The sequence below is a fragment of the Streptomyces sp. NPDC040589 genome (assembly GCF_055594445.1).
In genome coordinates, this window is sequence record NZ_JBVIWP010000010.1 from 119,544 (window position 1) to 135,998 (window position 16,455).

Consider the following 16,455-nt stretch of genomic DNA (forward strand, 5'->3'; position numbering starts at 1 on the left):
CGTGAGCCAGGGGCGCGTGACCTACGGCCTGAACTACAAGATGACGCCACCGGTCATCGTCAGCGGAGAGGGGCTTGAGCAGGGCACCATCGTCCGGCTCCACCGCGACCCCGACAGCCCCGCGCCGGACCGGCTCCGCTCCCAGCGGGCCTTCCATCTGCGCGCGGAGGACTGGGCGCCGGTCGCCCGGGTGGTGACGGAGCAGCCGCTGGGGTCACGGCTGAGCGGACGCCCGGCGGTGTACCACGTCCTGGATCCGTACGGCGCCCCGCTCGGGCGGATCACCCTGCGGCGGCGCCGCGCCTTCCGGTGGGGGCGCAAACGCTGGACCGTGGAACCGGCGGCGGGGCCCGTCCTGCACGGGTACGAGGGCCGACTGGTGTGGTGGGCGCTGTGGTGGCCCTTCGGGCTGCCGGTCTATCTCCTCTTCGTGCTCCTGGCCCTGATGGCGGAGATCGACGACGACTTCCGCCCACCCCGGCGCATCACCTGGCGGGACGGCAGCCACCGCGCCCACCTCGTCTTCCGCGCGGTGGCCGAGGACTACCGGCTGCTGCGGCATGAACTCGACCCCCGTCTGGTCACCGCCCTCATAGCCCTGCACCAGTCCTACGACTGCCCGGAGCAGGCGGGGTCAGGGGGCTGGTACGAGGGGTGAGCGGACAGCGATCAGCACGCGGAGGCCAGCGTGCGGCCATGAGCACGCGGCGATCATCCCTCCACCCTGATCCCCCACTCCACCGCCAGCACCGGTGCCAGATCCAGCAGTTGCGCCGTACTGATCACCGCCCCCGACAGCCGGTCGAGACCCCCGCTGATCTCCAGCGGCGCGGCCCCGCGCAGGTCGACGTCCGTGAGGGTCGCCGCGTGCAGGTCGACGCCCTTCAGGGCGCAGTCCACGAACTCCACCCGCTCCAGGCGGGCGCCCCCGAAGTCCGGCTCGACGAGGACACAGCCCTCGAAGACGACGTCTCTGAGCCGGGCCGTGCGCAGATTCAGATAGTCGATCTTGCCGCCGCGGATCAGCACCCGCTCCAGCACCGCCCCGTGCAACTGCGGCCCGCCGAGGCGGGCGTCGGTCAGCTCCACGTCCCGCAGGGTCGCCTCGGCGAGGTCGGTGCCGACGCCCCGGACGCCGGTGAGGGCCGAGTCCAGGAACCGGGCATGCCGCAGCCGCGTCTCGTCCAGCGCGCACCCCGTCAGCGCGCAGTCCATGAAACGGGCCCCCGCCCCGTCCTGCCCAGTGAGCTCCGCGTCCCGGAACTCCAGCCCGTCGTAGTCCCCGTCCGGCTCCAGCTCACCGCCCCCGTACGGCTCCAGCGGCGGCAGCCGCACCTCCGGTCGCCGCGCGCCCTTCACACCCGTACCGCCCGCCGCTCTCCTCGCCATGTCCCCATGCTGCACCCCACCACTGACAACACCCCCTGACCTGCGCGAACACCGGCCATGTCACATTCCGGCCCCCGCGAACGGTCGTAATCCCGAAGGCGATTGTCGACCTCAGGCCTCAGGGAGATCCCAGCCATGCACCGCATCACCGTCATAGGCGGCGGCTTCGCCGGACTGACCGCCGCCATCACCGCCGCCGAGGCGGGCGTCAAGGTCACCCTCCACGAAGCCCACCACACCCTCGGCGGCCGGGCCCGCACCGCCGAGGGCCCGTACCGCACGAACGAGGGCCCGCACGCCCTCTACAGCGGCGGCCCGCACTGGGCCTGGCTGAAGCAGCGCGACCTCATCGGCCCGCTCGCCCCGATCCCTCCCCTGGAGGGCGCCCGGCTACGGCTGCGCCACCACGGCGTGCTGCGCCGCACCCCGCCCTTCCCGATGCTGAAGCTGCTGCGCCGGAACGCCCGGCAGGCGCCCGTGGACGTCGACTTCCTGACCTGGGCGACCGGCATCGCGGGCGAGGAGGGCGCCCGGGCCGCCGCGCACTACTCCGCCGTCGCCCTCTTCCACCACGACCCCGGCTCCCTGTCGGCCGCGTTCGTCCAGGAGCGCCTGCGCCGGGCCACCAAGCTTCCGCCCGAGGCCCATTACCCACACGGCGGCTGGGCCAGCCTCATCGACCGGATGGCCGCCCGGGCCTGGAACCTGGGGGTGAGGATGGAGACCCTGTCCCGCATCGACACGCTCCCGACCGGCACACCGGTGGTCGTCGCGACCTCCCTGGACGCCGCCCGGCGTCTGCTCGGCGACGACTCCCTGACCTGGCCGAGCGGCCGTACCACCCTCGTCGACCTGGCCGTGCGCACGCGGCGCGGGGACGCCTTCGCGGTCTCCGACCTGGACGCGCCCGGCTGGCTCGAACGGTTCACCGCCCAGGACCGCAGCCTCGCCCCGGCCGGCGAGCAGCTCATCCAGGGGCAGATCCCTCTCGCCCCGCACGAGTCCAAGTCCGACGGCACCGCCCGCGCCGAGCAGCTGCTCGACCTGGGGTTCCCGGGCTGGCGGGAGCGCGTCACCTGGCGGCGCGAGTCCGTCGCGGCCGGGCGTACGGGCGCGGTCGACCTGCCCGGCACCAGCTGGCGCGACCGGCCCGCCGTGGACCGGGGCGACGGTGTCTACCTCGCCGGTGACCAGGTCGCGGCCCCCGGCGTGCTGTCGGAGGTCTCCTTCAACAGCGCCCTGACGGCGGTGTCCCTGGCCCTCGGCCGGCGGGAGCTTGACCTCAAGCAAGCTTGAGGTTGAAGGCTGGGGTCCATCGGGCGCCCGCCCGACGCGACCACGAGGAGCTCCCATGCACGCCATCCGCCTGCACGCCTTCGGCCCGGCCGAGAACCTCACCCACGAGCAGGTCGAGGACCCCCAGCCGGGCCCCGGTCAGGTCCGTATAGCCGTACGGGCGGCGGGCGTCCACCTCCTGGACGCCGCCCTGCGCGAGGGCATGCGGGGCGGACCGGCGGCCGAGCGGGCGACCCTGCCCACCGTCCCCGGCCGCGAGGTCGCCGGTGTCGTCGAGTCCCTGGGCGAGGGCGTCGCGGACCTGTGGCTCGGCAAGCGGGTCGTCGCCCACCTCGGCTTCGTCCCCGGCGGGTACGCCGAGCTGGCCGTCACCGCGGTCGAACGCCTGCACGAGATCCCGGGGAACCTGGACTTCGCCGAGGCCGTCGCCATGATCGGCACGGGCCGTACGGCGATGGGGATCCTCCAGTTCGCCGACCTCGGCCCCGGCTCGGTGGCCGTCGTCCCGGCCGCCGCCGGCGGCATCGGCACGCTGCTCGTGCAGTACGCCAAGAACGCCGGCGCGACCGTCGTCGGCCTCGCGGGCGGGCCGGAGAAGGTCGCCCGCGTGCAGGCGAACGGCGCCGATCTCGCCGCCGACTACAAGGACCCGGCCTGGCCCGCCAAGGTCCGCGCCCACCTCGGCGGCCGCACCGCGACCGTCGTCTTCGACGGCGTCGGCGGCGACGTGGCCCGCGAGGCCGTCGCCCTCCTCGGCCCCGACGGCAGGCACATCGTCTTCGGCTGGTCCGGCCAGGGCATCCTCGACGGCGAGCCCTACCTCGTCGACGGCGTCTCCGAACAGGTCCTCGGCCCCGTGATGCTGGCAAAGGCCGGCGGCCCCGACCCCCTGCGCACCCTCGAACTGCGCGCCCTCACCGAGGCCGCCACCGGCCGGCTCACCCCGGCCGTACAGCGCTTCCCGCTCCGCGAGGCGGCGGCCGCGCACCGGGCGCTGGAGAGCCGGGGCACGACGGGGAAGGTGGTCCTGGAACCCTGACACGACACCGAGGAGGGCCCCACGCACCGCAGGGCCCTCCTCGTCACCAGGGTCTGCTCGCCCTCCAGGAAGAGAGGGTCTGCCACAAGCCGATCAGCGAACGACCGCCTTCGTCGCCTTGCTCACCGCCGACCCGTCCTTGTGCCCCGCGCGGTGGGCCATCACCTTCACGGTGATCTTCTTGCCCTGCTGCGCCGCCTTCAGCACGAGCGAGGACTTCGTCGCCCCGCTGACCGCCTTGCCGTCGGCGTACCACTGGTACGACCAGGAGGACGCGGCCGGGCTCCACGTCCCGGTCGACGACTTCAGCGTCTTGCCGACCTTGGCCGTCCCACTGATCACCGGCGGCTTGGTCGCCTTGGACGCGTCGCCCTTGGCCACGGTCACCGCCGGCGAGGACGCCGACCCGCTCTGCCAGCCGCTCCTGACCGCCGTCACGGTCACGCCGATCTTCTTGCCGGCCTGCGCCGCGGGGATCCGGTACGCCGACGCCGTAGCGCCGCCGATCGCGGCCCCGTCCGCCTTCCACTGGTACGTGTACGACGTCGCCGCCGCCGACCAGGTGCCCGGCGCCGCGGTGACCTCGGCGCCCACCTTGGGCGTGCCGGTCACCTTCGGTTCCGCCGTGTTCTCCAGCTCGGGCCGGGGCGTCACGGTGAAGGTGCCGCGCTGGAACTCCCAGCCGCGCGTGATCACGCTGACGTTCCAGGTGCCGGTCGCCGCGCCCGTGAGGTCCACGGTCGCGGTCACCGTCCGGTTGTCCGCGGCGACCGAGTCCGCCTCCGCCGTGATCGTCTTGCCGGCCTGGCTCAGCCGGACCGTGACGTCCTTCCCGAGCGCGGTGCCGGTGACCGTGAGCTTCACCTTGCCGCCGGTGGCGCCCGTGTCCGGGCTGACGGCGGTGACGTTCGTCTTCTCCGTGCCGCACAGCGCGGACGAGCAGATGAGTTCGGCGCTGTAGGCCGTGCTCGACGCCTTCTCCGGCAGGCCGAGCAGGAACAGCGACGGCGTACTCGCAGAGACCGAGCCCTGGACGGCGCAGTCGTAGCCCTCCGGGATGAAGCGCGTGCAGCCGTTCTTCCAGGTGGACCTGTCGTACAGGACGGGTACCGCCTTGACGTCGGCGCCCGCCGTGTCCTTGATGTCGGTGTCGAAATGGTCGAATCCCGCGGTGGGCAGCGCCGCGCACACGGCGGTGCGCGACTCGTCCAGTGTGCCGGTGACCGGCCCGTACCCGAAGGCCACGGACGGCACCTTCACACACTCCGGGGCGGGCCCGTCGGCGGTCGCGATCCGCAGGCGGTCCAGGCGGTACTCGGGCGCCGCCTTCAGATGAGCCGGCGTCTGCACGAGAACCTGGTGGGTGGTCGAACCGCTCACCGCGCAGGACGTGTTGCGGAAGGAGCACTCCACGCGGCCGTCCCCGGCGACCACCGCGCTGTTGGCGGTGCCGAGCGCGTCCCGCACGTCGACGTGTACGACGTCGGTCGCCGCGCCGGTGGTCACCTGGTGGCAGTTGATGGTGCCCGGCGCGTACGCGCTCTTCAGGGACGCCCCGCCGACCTTCACCGCGGCGGTCGTCGCACAGCCCGCGGCGGAGGCTCCGGCCGTGACGTCACGCCGGGTCAGGCTGTACGTCGCGGTCTCGTCCCGGCCGGTCACCAGCACGGTGTGGGCCTTGCCCGGGGTCAGCGAACAGATCGTCCAGCCGTCGGTGGTGGCGTAACGGTCGCAGACGCGCTTGCCGTCTGAGTCCAGCACCGAGAAGCCGGCGGGAGCGGTCCCCGAGGTCGCGGTCAGCTGGAGCAGCTCCGCGTTCGAGTGCGCGTCGGCCGGGATGCCCAGGCAGTGCGAGAAGACGCCGCCGCCCGTGGTCAGCGTGGCCTTCGCGCCGCCCGGGGCGAATCTGCCCGCGGGCAGGGCGGGACAGCCCTCGGCGGCGTCGGTGCGGTGGAAGGCGACCGTGTAGCGGCCGGTGGCTGTGTCCCCGGTGTCCTCGGTGTGCACCAGCGCGCGGAACGGCGCCTCACCGGTCAGCGCGCAGTCGCCGTTCCGGAGCGCCTCGCTGCCGCACTGCGGGGCGCCCGCGCGGTCCAGGACCTCCACCTCGGGGGTCAGCCCGGCCGAGGAGTTCGCGGTGAGCGCGGCGATCCGGGCGTCCTTCGGCACGGGCAGCGTCAGGCAGTCGTACTGCCCGACCGTGCTCAGCTCGCCCTTGTACAGGCCGGTCCCGATCTCCTCGCAGCCGGCGTCGGAGGCCCGGTCGAACACGACCAGCCGGTCCCGGGAGGCCTCGAAGGGGTAGCGGTCCAAGACGGCGGTGTAGGTGCCCGCCTCGCGGATCCGGCACGGGTCGGTGCCGGAGTCGCACACGGTCCGCCCGTCGGCGTCGTAGACCCGGACCGCCCCGGCCGACCGGTCCTCGTCCACGGCGTGCACGGTGTACGGCCCGGCCCGGTCGGCGGTGAAGGTGTAACAGAGGTCGGTACGGAAGTCCTGCGGCTTCAGAGGCCCGTACGGCAGTACGGAGGCGGTCGTGCAGCCCTGCGGGTCGTTCAGCCGGCGCACCTGGAGCGCGTAGGCGGCGGGGAAGCCGGTCTCCGAGCGGGAGACGCTCGACAGCACCCGGTAGGGACCGTCGCCCGGCAGCACACAGCTGTCCTCGCCGTCCTCCGGGAAGCGCTCGCAGATCCGGGCACCGGTCTCGTCGGTGATCCAGGCGACCGACTCGCCGTACACCTTCCGCTGCAGCTTCAGCCTGATCCGCTCACCGGGCCGGGCCTCGAAGGCCTGGCAGTCCACGGCCAGCGGGCTCGCCGCGCTCCGGATCACGGCCGGCGTGTCCCAGCCGGTGCCGACGGGCTCGGCGCAGCCGCTGGTCCCCGAGCCGAGCGGGACGACGGTCAGCTCGGTCTTCTCGTCGTCCACCCAGCCGCTGTTGACGACCTTGAGGGTGTACGTACCTGCCGCGGGCACCTGGCACCAGCCCTCGGAGCGGGGCTCGTCGGCGTAGCAGTCGACCTGGGCGCCGTCGGCGTCGTACAGCTCCGCGTAGGCGTTGTTGCCGCTGTCCTCCAGGGTGACCAGGTGAGGACCGGCGGAGCCGGCGGTCACGGTGAAACAGGCGCTGCTCTGCGCCGGGACGGTCGCCCTGCCGACGGCGTCACCCGGGTCCCCGAACGGCGCGAGCGCGAGCGGCGCACACTCCGGTTCGGCGGCCTTGGCGACCCCGGCCGCGGCCCCCACCGCGACCCCCGCTCCCGTCAGGCTCAGCAGCGAAGCGAACAGCGAGACGGCGACGGCGGACGCGACGGCCCGCCCCCGTCTCTCGCGCGATCTCGGTCTCGGTCTCGGACATGCGTCGGTACCCGACATGGCAATCCCCCCTGGATCATTGGTCGTTGGCGAGATGCTCGCACACAGGTACGACATACCGCCCGCGAGATACGCCTCCCCGGCCCGCCCCAAATTCACATGCCCCACCCGGCACACCCCACTACCGTGCCGAGAGTGATCGACATTCCCCGCGAACTGGCAGCATCACAGGAGAAGTTCAACGGCGAAGCGGGCCGCGCCTTCATCACCGGACTGCCTGAACAGACGGCCCGCTTCCTCGACCACTGGAAACTGAAACCCGACGGACCTCCCATGCACGGCGTCTCCGCCCTGGTCCTCCCGGTCCTCCGCCCCGACAACGCCCCCGCGGTCCTCAAGCTCCAGATCCTCGACGAGGAGAGCGAAGGCGAACCGGTGGCGCTGCGCGTCTGGAACGGCGACGGAGCCGTCCGCCTCCTCGACCACGACGAGCCCACCGGCACCATGCTGCTGGAACGCCTCGACGAGACCCGCATGCTGTCCCACGTGCCGGACCCCCACCAGGCCGTCGTCACGATCGCGGAGCTCCTCGCCCACCTCACCTCCTTCCCCGCCCCGCCCGGCCTGCGCCGCCTCGGCGACATCGCCCGGGCCATGCTCGACCAGACCCCGTGGGCCCTCGGCCGCATCCCCGACCCCGAGGCCCGCCGCCTGGTCGCCGACTGCGCGGCCGCCCTACGCGAGGTCGTCGACGAACCGGGCGACCGCCTCCTGCACTGGGACCTCCACGACGAGAACGTCCTCGCGTCCGACCGCGCCCCCTGGCTGGCGATCGACCCCAAGCCCCTGGCAGGCGACCCCGGCTTTGAACTCTGGCCGGCCCTCGACAACCGCTACGACCCCGACGACATCCTCTGGCGCTTCGACGCCATGACCGACGTCCTCACCCTGGACCGCCCCCGAGCCCGCGCCTGGACCCTCGCCCGCCTCCTCCAGAACACCCTGTGGGACATCGAGGACGACCGCCCCCTCGACGACGCCCAACTCGAGATCGCCCGCCGCCTCCGCAGCCACGGCAACTGACCGATGCCACCGTTCCTGCCCGGCCTGGAACTCTCCCGCCGCTTCTACACCGAAGCCGTACGCCCGCTCCTGGACGAGGACCTCCCCGGCATCCCCCACTCCGCCGCCCGCCTCGGCAGCGGCTCCGAGGTCCTCGGCTACGACACCCCGCGCTCGGCCGACCACGAGTGGGGACCGCGCTTGCAGCTCTTCCTGCGCCCGCAGGACGCCGGCCAGCACGGCCCCCGCCTCACCGCCCTCCTCTCCCACCGCCTCCCGAAGACCTTCCTCGGCCTCCCCACCCACTTCGCCCTCACCGGCGAAGACCCCGGCACCGACATCCGCGTCATGACCAGGACAGACGGCCCGGTCCACCACCGAGTCGACATCACGGACCCGGGCACCTGGTTCACCGCCCACCTCGGCTTCGACCCGTCCGAGACCGTCACCACCACGGACTGGCTGGCCACTCCCACCCAGCTCCTGGCCGAAGCCACCGCGGGCGCGGTCTTCCACGACGGCCTCGACCGGCTCACCCCGGCCCGCACAGCCCTGCGCTGGTACCCGCACGACGTCTGGCTGTACGTCCTGGCCTGCCAGTGGAAACGCATCTCCCAGGAGGAGGCCTTCGTAGGCCGCTGCGGCGAGGTGGGTGACGAACTCGGCTCCGCGGTCGTCGCCGCCCGCCTGGTCCGCGACCTGATGCGCCTGTGCCTCCTGATGAACCGCCGCTACCCGCCCTACAGCAAGTGGCTGGGCACCGCCTTCGCCCAGACCCCCCAGGGCCCGGCCCTCACCCCGACCCTGACAGCGGCCCTCACCGCCCCGGACTGGCCCACCCGCGAACGCCACCTGACACGGGCCTACGAAGCCCTCGCCGCCCACCACAACACCCTCGCGCTGACGCCCCCGGTCGACCCCACCACCCGCCCCTACCACGGCCGCCCCTTCCAGGTCCTCCACGCGGAACGCTTCACCGCGGCCCTACGCGCCAGCGTCACGGATCCGGACCTGCGCGCACTGCCGGACACCGGCGCGATCGACCAGTTCACGGACAACACCGACGCCATGAAAAAGCCCAGGCCCGGAGAGGTCCGGCCTGGGCGGTGAAGAGCCCCCTGTCGGATTCGAACCGACGACCTACGCATTACAAGTTGTCCGATCTTGCTCCGGGGGCGTCCAGGGGAGTCCGAGCTTCGGGCTACATGCCTGCTCAAAAGGGGTCGCCAAACTCCGTCAGACGAGGACGGACTGGGGTGGACGCGGTTGCCTTTGAGACCGCAATTGAGACCACCGCCACCCGGCGACAGGCCTTCAGGGAGCTTCAGTTGAGCCGTCTCCCGATCTCGGCTTGCCTGGCCAAAGCCACTGAGCAACAGCGGCAGCTACTGCTGCCACCCCCGCCGCTGTGCCGATCGGGGTAGCCAGGGCGGGCACCGCCGCTACGAGCAGAGCAACAGTCAGAGCCAAGGCCGCGAGACCGACGGCAATCGCCACCCGCCGACTGATCCTTGGCATGCGACATCGGGTCGTCATCGGTCGACTGAGGCACTCGGAGCTGAGGGGCGCACGTTCGGTCGGTAACGTCATACCTGACCTTTCTCTCTCCGTGAGGACTGGTCGAGCCCGCCCTCGTTCAGTTTCGTCGCCGATTCGAGGGCGGGCACCGCATTAGTGTGCAGCACCAGGAGACTCGCCAGCGCACCACATACACCCCTGCGCTATTTGCACACCAGAAGCTGTAGGCAAATTAGAGTTGCTCAAGAAACCCCATATAGGCATTGCATGGCAATGCTTATACGGGTACTACGGATGGCTCCAGCAAACGCCCAGCACAATGTCACGAAGAGCCTTCCCCGGTGCCCGCATACGGGTGACGACTTGCGACCCGCGCAACCACTCGCACCAGGGACCGTCGACCGACGGCGACCACAGCAGCAGCTGCATCAATGCCCCGCAAGTTGCCTATGCAATAGGGACAATGGCGACAATTGGTTATTTCCTGCCCATCGAACTGTGTTCAACATCACATCTTTGGAAACTGCGGGCGCCCGCAGCTGAACCGCGCCCGTTCTGGAATCGGGACCTACCGTGCAAGGCTTGGCCTCGGGACTGATGGACGGAGGGAGAGCACGTGTCACAGCAAGCCAGAGCCCGGGGTACTTCCGTCGCAGACGGGGCGGAGGGCCAGAACCAGGCAGTGCATGTACCGGAAGATTCGCCCGCATCCTGGTTTGCCGCACACGTCGACACCGCCCGCCTTACTCCGGCGCAGCGGCGCATCGTTCGATACCTGCTTGAGAACACCACCGAGGCGCTGTCTCTATCGATCACAGATCTCGCAGACCGCATTGGCGTCAGCCAACCTTCGCTCACCCGCTTCGCCGCGGCCGTCGGCTGTAGCGATTTTCTTGAGCTACGAGAGAGGCTCCGTGCTGTTTCCCCCGGCGGCGTCAGTCCCCGTCCGGGACATACCGACAACGCAGGCACTGGCGAGCAGCAGGCCAGTCCCCGGGGAACCTTCCTCACGATCGCGGACGCACTGAAGTCCAGGATCAACGCAGACCAGGAGATGCAGGAGTTGCCGTCTGCTGCCGACCTCATGCGCGACCACAGCGTCTCTCGCGGAGTTGTGCTGCGTGCCTTTCGCGTCCTTCAAGTGGACGGAGTGGCCGAACCAGTACCGGGCGGCCGATGGCGCGTTCTCAGGCCAGGTGACCAGGTCGACCGTCGGCCGCTACATGAGCGCATCGCTGGCGTCATTGATGCGGATGAGCTCGAGGTGGGCTCCATCTTCCCGAGCGCTTCCTCCCTTAGCGCACGGTTCGGTGTCTCGCGTCCGACCGTGACCAAGGCTCTGGACAAGTTGACAGCAGTCGGTGTGCTGTCTGAGGGAGGCCAAGGCAAGTTCCGGCTTGTACGCGCACTGCCAAACCAAGAAGGGCATTCCTGACCTTGACGGCACTCACACAGTGGGCCTACCCGCTCGCCGAATCCTTGCTTGCCGAACCGCTGCCCCGACGCTGGAAGCACTGCCTCGGGGTCGCAGAGAGGGCGCGCACCATTGCGCTCGTTCTTGGCGAAGACGCGGATCTGCTGGAGGCTGCGGCGGTACTGCACGACATCGGGTATGCGCCGGACCTGGCCAAGACCGGTTTCCACCCGCTGGACGGGGCCCGCTACCTCCGGGACGTTGCCGGCGCCGACAACCGCGTCATCAATTTGGTCGCCCACCACTCCTGCGCCTGGATGGAAGCTGAAGCGCGCGGCATGCGCGAGGAGTTGGAGGGCGAGTTCCCCCGCGAGAACGCCCACCTCAACGACGCGCTCTGCTACTGCGACATGAGCACCACGCCGGACGGCACGCCCACGAACCCGATCGACCGGATCAACGAGATTACCGGCCGGTATGGGCCTGACAGCCTGATCGGGCAGTTCATCCGCCGGGCCGAACCGGAAATCCTGGCCTGTACGGCCCGCGTGCTCGAACGGGTCGCCGCAGCCAAGCGTCAGCCGATGTAGGGGGTCGCGCGCGCCTGATCCATGGCGTGCTCGATCCGGAGCCGCATCGTGGGGTGCACGTCCAAAGTCGTCAGGTCCGCTGGGTCGACCCAGCGGACCTGAGTCGTCTCGCTGCTCGTACGGAGTTCACCACCGATCGGCCGCGCGCGAAAGCAGATGCTGAACTGCTGGCGCACCTCACCGTCGTCGTACTGCATCACGTGCCCGGGGTCCGTGTAGATCCCGGACAGGTTGACGACTTCCGACTTGATCCCGGTCTCCTCCCAGACTTCCCGCACAACGGTGTCGCTGATCGACTCCCCCACGTCGTGACCACCGCCGGGCAGTGCCCAGCGCCCGTTGTCGGAACGCTGGATCATCAGCACTTGTCCCACGTCGTTCTGTACGAACGCGACGACGGACGGCACAACCGAGTTGGCCGGCGGGGCATCGGGGTCGTGCAGGTAGTCGATACGTCCCATGGTTCAGGCTCCCGTGATGCTCGCTACGTCCTGCTCGGTGACCGGGCGGGCGTTCTCCCAGGTGTGTTCGATGCTATTCGCGTACGTGTCGAACATGCCGCCGCCCGGCAGACGGCGCAGGTGGAGGACGGGCGCCATGAAGGCGCCGATGCCGTAGACGTGAGGGTTCACCAGCATCTCGTCGTCGGCCCGGTAGATCGAGTTGTAGAGCGTCGAGTCGTGCAGCCGGAAGCCGATGTCCGGATGGCTCCGCATGAGTGCGCGGTAGTGGAGCAGGGCATTGCGTATCTTGCCGTCCATGATCTGGTGCCCCTCGTCGATGCCGCGCTGTCGTACGGCAGCGCACTCGGGGTCGCCGAGCAGGATGCGCACCTGGGCTCCGGCTTCTACCTTCGCCTTCACGAGGTCATGGAACAGCGGGTCCTCGGAGAGGAACAACCCGGAGTAGACGAGCACGTCCAAGTTCCGCTCAGCGCGGCCGTAGAGCTCTCGCCAGAGCCCTGGTGGCACCGTATGGCGGTGCGGGTAGACGGTCGCTATCTCGGCTTTGGACAGGTCCGCGGCGCTCTCGATGGTCCGGCCGTCTTCCCAGATCGTCGTCACGTCGACCTTGAGCGCTGCCGCTGTCGCGTACTGGTGACGCCGGTACGGAACCTTCCCTTGCGTGATCCAACGCTCGACAGTCTTCGGAATGACGCCGATCTCTTCGGCCAGGTCCTGAACGGTCATGCCACGCGCTAACAGGGCCGACCTCAAGCGCTCGTTGGACATCTACACCCCCTGAGGGACTTGTAGGGACTTCTTGAGCGTAGTCAGCGCTCCCCAAGGTTTCCAAGGGCGCGGTTACGAACGCCCCTGACCTGCGGCGATTCTGATGGTGCGCCAAGAAGTTCCAGGCGCGAAGGCATGAGGGCCCGTCGCGGTACTTGACGGACCCTCATGCAGTACCTGTAAAACAGGTACTGCAACGACCGAACGCAACACCTCGGTCGGAAGGCGGCTTCATGCCGCATGCGCAGAAGGCGGGGACGCTGCAATCCCGCTGAAGGCCAGGTGGAACAGGGTTTCGGCCCGTACTGGCGAGGTGGCCCGGTGACCGCGAGCAACGGCCGGAGGGTGGGGACGTGGTCCCCCTTGCAGTGCTTCACCCCTGTTCATCCTCGCTGAGAGGGAATCCCAATGCATCGACGAAGACTTCGGGCGCCGCCGTGATGGATCGGCCGGCGGCGCCAGTGCCTCATCCCGGCCCGTGAGCGGAACTCGCGCTCACGGCCAACCCGGTCCGCTCTCTACCTGCCATCGCAGCGGCTAGCGCTGCGGCCGGTTGCCTCCCTCGCCTGTCCCGCTCCGCACTTTGGTGCGAGGGCTGTACGGGCGGGGCGTGGGGAGCCGCGAAGGTTTCCGCTTCCATCGCCCGAGAGGACAGCTCATGCCGAAGATCAAGTTCACTGCCTTCGCCACCGACACCAAGTCCGGCGAGAGGGGCCACGGCTCCGGCGAGACCACGGTCAGCCACTGGGTCTCCCGCCACGACTACCCCGAGTCGATCCGTCGCGACCTGGCGCGCCAGGGCTACAAGGACGTCCACGTCGACAACCTCACCACCGAGGGCTGACCGCCTGAGCGGTCCGCAGCACCACACGACACCAATAACGGCGCGCGGCTCCCGGGGTGCCACCCGGGAGCCGCTGTCGGGCCGTTCCACCCTGTGAGAGGAACACGACCCAATGAACACCATCGTCACTGTTCAGGACGCTGTTACCGCGTTCGCCGACGGGATCGAGCCGACGGATGCGGAGCTGGAGGCGATCGAGCAGGAGATGCCCGTCATCCTGGCGGATGTCGAGCTGCTCGACGCGCAGATCACCATGCTGGACCGGGTCCCGACCGAGCTGGACAACCGGCGCCTGCGCCGGGCCCGCCGCCGGGCGCTGGCCGCGCGGATCGCCCTCGCCAACCGCACGGCCGACATGGCCCTGCCCGGGGGTGCGGCATGAGCGCCGCCGTCCGGAGCCTGAAGGACGTGCACGCCGAGGTGAAGGCGGAGATCACGCGGACCGACGCCAAGACCGCTCTGCTGCTGGCGTTCGTCGGCGCGGTGCTGGCCGGTAGCTGGTCGGTCGCCCGCGACCTGCCCCTGACGCTTCCGGCCTGCGTGGCGGGCGGCGCCGGAATGGTGCTGCTGGTCGCGGCGGCCGGTCTGCTGCTGCGCTCGACTCGGCCGAACCTGCGTGGCCGGCACGGGTTCCCGCTGTGGGCCACGCTCACCGCCGAGGAGATCACTGCCGCCGTCGAAACCGACCTGGCCGCCGACATCGCCGGGCTGTCCCGCCTCGCGGTCGCCAAGTTCACATGCCTGCGCCGCGCGGTCGACCTCACGCTCACTGGTGGCGCCCTGCTGATCGTGGCCGCCCTGCTCACCGCGGGGGGTGCGCTGTGACGGCGCTGAGCGAACTCGCGGTGTCGATGCGGGCGCTGCGGCTGCTGCTCGCCGACTTCCCACACTTGCCCGCCCCGTTCGTACACCTGTCGCCTGTCGGCCCGGAGCAGCTGGAACTGTCGCTGCACGACGTGGACCTGACGGAGGACACCTTCGCGGCGTTCGAGACGTGGCGGGAGGCACTCGGCATCGTCCCCGACGCAGTCACCTTCCGCGTCCAGGGCAATGGCCGTACCCGCGTCCTGCGCGCCGAGGGCGCCTACGGCGGTGCCGACATCGTCCTGACCGCTTTCGCGGACGCCCCAGTGACCGCCACCGAGAAAGGGGGTGCGGCGTGATCCGAATCGTCACCCGGGCCCGCCTCGCCCGGCTTGAGCACGACGCCCGTACCGCCGCCGATCGTGCGGAGCGGGTGGAGGCGTCCGCCGCCGAGGTGGGCGAGTTTCTCTCGCGCACCTTGGAGGAGCTGTTCGCCGCGCAGCAGGAGCTGCTGCTGAAGGACATCGAGATCCGCCGGTTGCGTGAGGAGCTGGAGGGCGAGTCGTTGGAGGGGCAGACGCTGACGGTGCTGCTGCACTACGGCGAGCCGCACACCGTCTACGCCTCCCGCGAGGATGCCTACGCCGACACCGCCGCCCACGGCACGTCCCCCAATGCGGTGTGGGTGCCTGCTGGTGAACGCCCGCCGTCTGAGTCCGAGTGGCGGTGTGAGGCGTTCATCTACGACGCCGCATCCAACGGCTTCCGCCGCGTGTACGTCCCCGTTCCGAAGCCGGTCGGGGAGGCGGCGTGAACAGTGTTCAGACGCGTTCAGCGGAGCGCGCGCTGTCGGGCGGGACGTGGCTGATCGTGTGCGGGGCGATGCTCTACTCGATCCTCACGGTCACGCCGCTGATGTCGAAGCACACGGCCGATGAGTGGGACTGGACGGCCCCGATTCTGCCGCTCGTGGTGGACGCCGCTGTCGTGATCGTGGTCAAGCTCGATGACGTGCTGGCCCGTCTGGGCGGGCACGGCGGACGCTGGCCGGTCGTGCTGCGTTGGATGACCGGCCTGATGACGCTCGCGCTCAACACGGCCGACTCCGCGCTGAAGAAGGACCTGGTGGGCGTGGCTGTCCACTCGGTGGCGCCGCTGCTGCTGATCGTCACTGCGGAGACCAGCCTTGCCTACCGGCGGGCCATCGCCCGCGCCGTGGCCGCCCTGGAAGCCAAGCAGACGTCCGAACGGGAGCGGCGCGAGCAGGCGGCCCGCGAGCGTGCCGAGCAGGCTCGTGCCGAGGCCCGCGAGGAGCGCGACCATGCCGCCGCGCTGGCGCGTGAACAACGTGAACACGAAGCCCACTTGGCCCGCGAACAGGCCGAGCGGGAGGAGCGGCAGCGACGCGAGGAGCGCGAAGCCCGGGAGCGGGCGGAGGCTGCCGAGCGGGAGCGTCGTGAACGCCGTGAACACGAGCGTGAACAGCGTGAACAAGAGCGGTTGCGCCTTGAACAGCAGGCCCGGCAACGGGCCGAAGACGAGCAGCGCCAGCACGCCGAAACAGCAGAGCGTGAACGCCGTGAGCGTGCCGAGCAGGCCGCGCGTGAACGCGCAGCTCTGCTGGAACGCGGCCCGGCCCACGGCAAGCTGCCAGAAGACGAAGCCCGCGCGATCGTGACCGCCGCGTTCGATGCCGGCCTGGCGGTGCGGGCCGCAGCCGAGTTGTGCGGCTGGTCGGTCGGATGGGTCTCCACCCGCTACGCCGAGCAGCGCCACCCCGGCACGGACGGCGCTGAGTTGGCCATCGCGGGCCGCTGATCACAGGTCTCCCCGCGTGGCCGCCGGATGGCCGCTCAATGGCCGCTCCGTGACCTCGTGCACACAGCGAGGAGCCGCAAGAGTCGTGCATGGGCCCGGCCGCCCACCTCCTACAGCGACGGCCGGGCCCCTCC

At 70.5% G+C, this 16,455-nt stretch carries 17 protein-coding genes and 1 tRNA gene; 13 read left to right on the forward strand and 5 right to left on the reverse strand.

The features are described from left to right. Position 1 precedes the first annotated feature (1 nt). Positions 2–658: a hypothetical protein gene (locus ACZ58V_RS33905; RefSeq protein WP_471294899.1), complete on the forward strand. Its 657-nt coding sequence runs from the start codon at positions 2–4 to the stop codon at positions 656–658. A 53-nt stretch (positions 659–711) separates the two neighbouring features. On the opposite strand, the gene ACZ58V_RS33910 is transcribed toward ACZ58V_RS33905, so the two are convergent. Then, the gene (locus ACZ58V_RS33910; protein ID WP_471294902.1) at positions 712–1,389 is read right to left on the reverse strand and encodes a pentapeptide repeat-containing protein; all 678 of its coding nucleotides are present in this window, start codon (positions 1,387–1,389) and stop codon (positions 712–714) included. Positions 1,390–1,524: 135 nt separating this feature from the next. Here ACZ58V_RS33910 and ACZ58V_RS33915 point away from each other — a divergent pair, with 135 nt between their 5' ends. Then, positions 1,525–2,685, forward strand: a complete 1,161-nt coding sequence (locus ACZ58V_RS33915; protein WP_468193952.1) for an NAD(P)-binding protein — start codon at positions 1,525–1,527, stop codon at positions 2,683–2,685. Positions 2,686–2,740: 55 nt separating this feature from the next. After that, positions 2,741–3,724 carry a zinc-binding dehydrogenase gene (locus ACZ58V_RS33920; RefSeq protein WP_468193949.1) on the forward strand — a complete coding sequence of 328 codons (984 nt, stop codon included), beginning with the start codon at positions 2,741–2,743 and terminating at the stop codon, positions 3,722–3,724. Between the two features lie 93 nt (positions 3,725–3,817). Here ACZ58V_RS33920 and ACZ58V_RS33925 read toward each other — a convergent pair whose 3' ends face one another. Then, positions 3,818–7,099: a Tat pathway signal protein gene (locus ACZ58V_RS33925; protein ID WP_471294903.1), complete on the reverse strand. Its 3,282-nt coding sequence runs from the start codon at positions 7,097–7,099 to the stop codon at positions 3,818–3,820. A gap of 99 nt (positions 7,100–7,198) precedes the next feature. Here ACZ58V_RS33925 and ACZ58V_RS33930 point away from each other — a divergent pair, with 99 nt between their 5' ends. Both ACZ58V_RS33930 and ACZ58V_RS33935 read left to right on the forward strand, forming a co-directional pair. Further along, entirely contained in the window at positions 7,199–8,122 is a 924-nt protein-coding gene (locus tag ACZ58V_RS33930) for an aminoglycoside phosphotransferase family protein (RefSeq protein ID WP_471294905.1), read from the forward strand. 3 nt (positions 8,123–8,125) lie between these two features. Then, a complete protein-coding gene (locus ACZ58V_RS33935) occupies positions 8,126–9,211 on the forward strand; it encodes a DUF4037 domain-containing protein (RefSeq protein ID WP_471294906.1) in 1,086 nt (361 codons plus the stop codon). 2 nt (positions 9,212–9,213) lie between these two features. Here the strand turns inward: ACZ58V_RS33935 and ACZ58V_RS33940 are convergent. Beyond that, positions 9,214–9,278: transfer RNA gene (locus ACZ58V_RS33940), tRNA-Thr, on the reverse strand. A 957-nt stretch (positions 9,279–10,235) separates the two neighbouring features. Between ACZ58V_RS33940 and ACZ58V_RS33945 the strand changes: the two genes are divergently transcribed. Both ACZ58V_RS33945 and ACZ58V_RS33950 read left to right on the forward strand, forming a co-directional pair. Beyond that, positions 10,236–11,054: a GntR family transcriptional regulator gene (locus ACZ58V_RS33945; RefSeq protein WP_471294907.1), complete on the forward strand. Its 819-nt coding sequence runs from the start codon at positions 10,236–10,238 to the stop codon at positions 11,052–11,054. Between the two features lie 2 nt (positions 11,055–11,056). Further along, on the forward strand, positions 11,057–11,623 hold the full coding sequence (locus tag ACZ58V_RS33950) for an HD domain-containing protein (RefSeq protein ID WP_471294909.1): 567 nt from the start codon (positions 11,057–11,059) through the stop codon (positions 11,621–11,623). Here ACZ58V_RS33950 and ACZ58V_RS33955 read toward each other — a convergent pair. Then, on the reverse strand, positions 11,611–12,084 hold the full coding sequence (locus ACZ58V_RS33955; protein ID WP_471294911.1) for an NUDIX domain-containing protein: 474 nt from the start codon (positions 12,082–12,084) through the stop codon (positions 11,611–11,613). The two genes, ACZ58V_RS33950 and ACZ58V_RS33955, sit on opposite strands and share 13 nt — an antisense overlap. A 3-nt stretch (positions 12,085–12,087) precedes the next feature. Continuing rightward, on the reverse strand, positions 12,088–12,813 hold the full coding sequence (locus ACZ58V_RS33960) for an XRE family transcriptional regulator (RefSeq protein ID WP_471294912.1): 726 nt from the start codon (positions 12,811–12,813) through the stop codon (positions 12,088–12,090). Positions 12,814–13,513: 700 nt separating this feature from the next. On the opposite strand from ACZ58V_RS33960, the gene ACZ58V_RS33965 reads away from it, so the two are divergent. From ACZ58V_RS33965 to ACZ58V_RS33990, 6 genes are all read left to right on the forward strand, one after another. Then, positions 13,514–13,699: a hypothetical protein gene (locus ACZ58V_RS33965; RefSeq protein ID WP_471294914.1), complete on the forward strand. Its 186-nt coding sequence runs from the start codon at positions 13,514–13,516 to the stop codon at positions 13,697–13,699. Positions 13,700–13,811: 112 nt separating this feature from the next. Then, positions 13,812–14,081 carry a DUF6284 family protein gene (locus tag ACZ58V_RS33970; RefSeq protein ID WP_471294915.1) on the forward strand — a complete coding sequence of 90 codons (270 nt, stop codon included), beginning with the start codon at positions 13,812–13,814 and terminating at the stop codon, positions 14,079–14,081. Then, positions 14,078–14,524 carry a Pycsar system effector family protein gene (locus ACZ58V_RS33975; RefSeq protein ID WP_471294918.1) on the forward strand — a complete coding sequence of 149 codons (447 nt, stop codon included), beginning with the start codon at positions 14,078–14,080 and terminating at the stop codon, positions 14,522–14,524. Before ACZ58V_RS33970 ends, ACZ58V_RS33975 begins: the two co-directional genes overlap by 4 nt. Then, positions 14,521–14,862: a hypothetical protein gene (locus tag ACZ58V_RS33980; protein ID WP_471294920.1), complete on the forward strand. Its 342-nt coding sequence runs from the start codon at positions 14,521–14,523 to the stop codon at positions 14,860–14,862. The genes ACZ58V_RS33975 and ACZ58V_RS33980 overlap by 4 nt, the downstream gene beginning before the upstream one ends. Beyond that, complete coding sequence (locus tag ACZ58V_RS33985) at positions 14,859–15,317, forward strand: hypothetical protein (RefSeq protein ID WP_471294922.1); 459 nt, start codon at positions 14,859–14,861, stop codon at positions 15,315–15,317. The genes ACZ58V_RS33980 and ACZ58V_RS33985 overlap by 4 nt, the downstream gene beginning before the upstream one ends. Then, the gene (locus tag ACZ58V_RS33990) at positions 15,314–16,321 is read left to right on the forward strand and encodes a DUF2637 domain-containing protein (protein ID WP_471294924.1); all 1,008 of its coding nucleotides are present in this window, start codon (positions 15,314–15,316) and stop codon (positions 16,319–16,321) included. Before ACZ58V_RS33985 ends, ACZ58V_RS33990 begins: the two co-directional genes overlap by 4 nt. Positions 16,322–16,455 lie beyond the last annotated feature (134 nt).

What these genes read in the sequence shown, in the direction of transcription:
- ACZ58V_RS33910 (WP_471294902.1), bottom strand. Translation starts at nt 1,389, where the DNA reads ATGGCGAGGAGAGCGGCGGGCGGTACGGGTGTGAAGGGCGCGCGGCGA.
- ACZ58V_RS33915 (WP_468193952.1), top strand. Translation starts at nt 1,525, where the DNA reads ATGCACCGCATCACCGTCATAGGCGGCGGCTTCGCCGGACTGACCGCC.
- ACZ58V_RS33920 (WP_468193949.1), top strand. Translation starts at nt 2,741, where the DNA reads ATGCACGCCATCCGCCTGCACGCCTTCGGCCCGGCCGAGAACCTCACC.
- ACZ58V_RS33925 (WP_471294903.1), bottom strand. Translation starts at nt 7,099, where the DNA reads ATGTCGGGTACCGACGCATGTCCGAGACCGAGACCGAGATCGCGCGAG.
- ACZ58V_RS33930 (WP_471294905.1), top strand. Translation starts at nt 7,199, where the DNA reads ATGCCCCACCCGGCACACCCCACTACCGTGCCGAGAGTGATCGACATT.
- ACZ58V_RS33935 (WP_471294906.1), top strand. Translation starts at nt 8,126, where the DNA reads ATGCCACCGTTCCTGCCCGGCCTGGAACTCTCCCGCCGCTTCTACACC.
- ACZ58V_RS33955 (WP_471294911.1), bottom strand. Translation starts at nt 12,084, where the DNA reads ATGGGACGTATCGACTACCTGCACGACCCCGATGCCCCGCCGGCCAAC.
- ACZ58V_RS33960 (WP_471294912.1), bottom strand. Translation starts at nt 12,813, where the DNA reads ATGACCGTTCAGGACCTGGCCGAAGAGATCGGCGTCATTCCGAAGACT.
- ACZ58V_RS33965 (WP_471294914.1), top strand. Translation starts at nt 13,514, where the DNA reads ATGCCGAAGATCAAGTTCACTGCCTTCGCCACCGACACCAAGTCCGGC.
- ACZ58V_RS33970 (WP_471294915.1), top strand. Translation starts at nt 13,812, where the DNA reads ATGAACACCATCGTCACTGTTCAGGACGCTGTTACCGCGTTCGCCGAC.
- ACZ58V_RS33975 (WP_471294918.1), top strand. Translation starts at nt 14,078, where the DNA reads ATGAGCGCCGCCGTCCGGAGCCTGAAGGACGTGCACGCCGAGGTGAAG.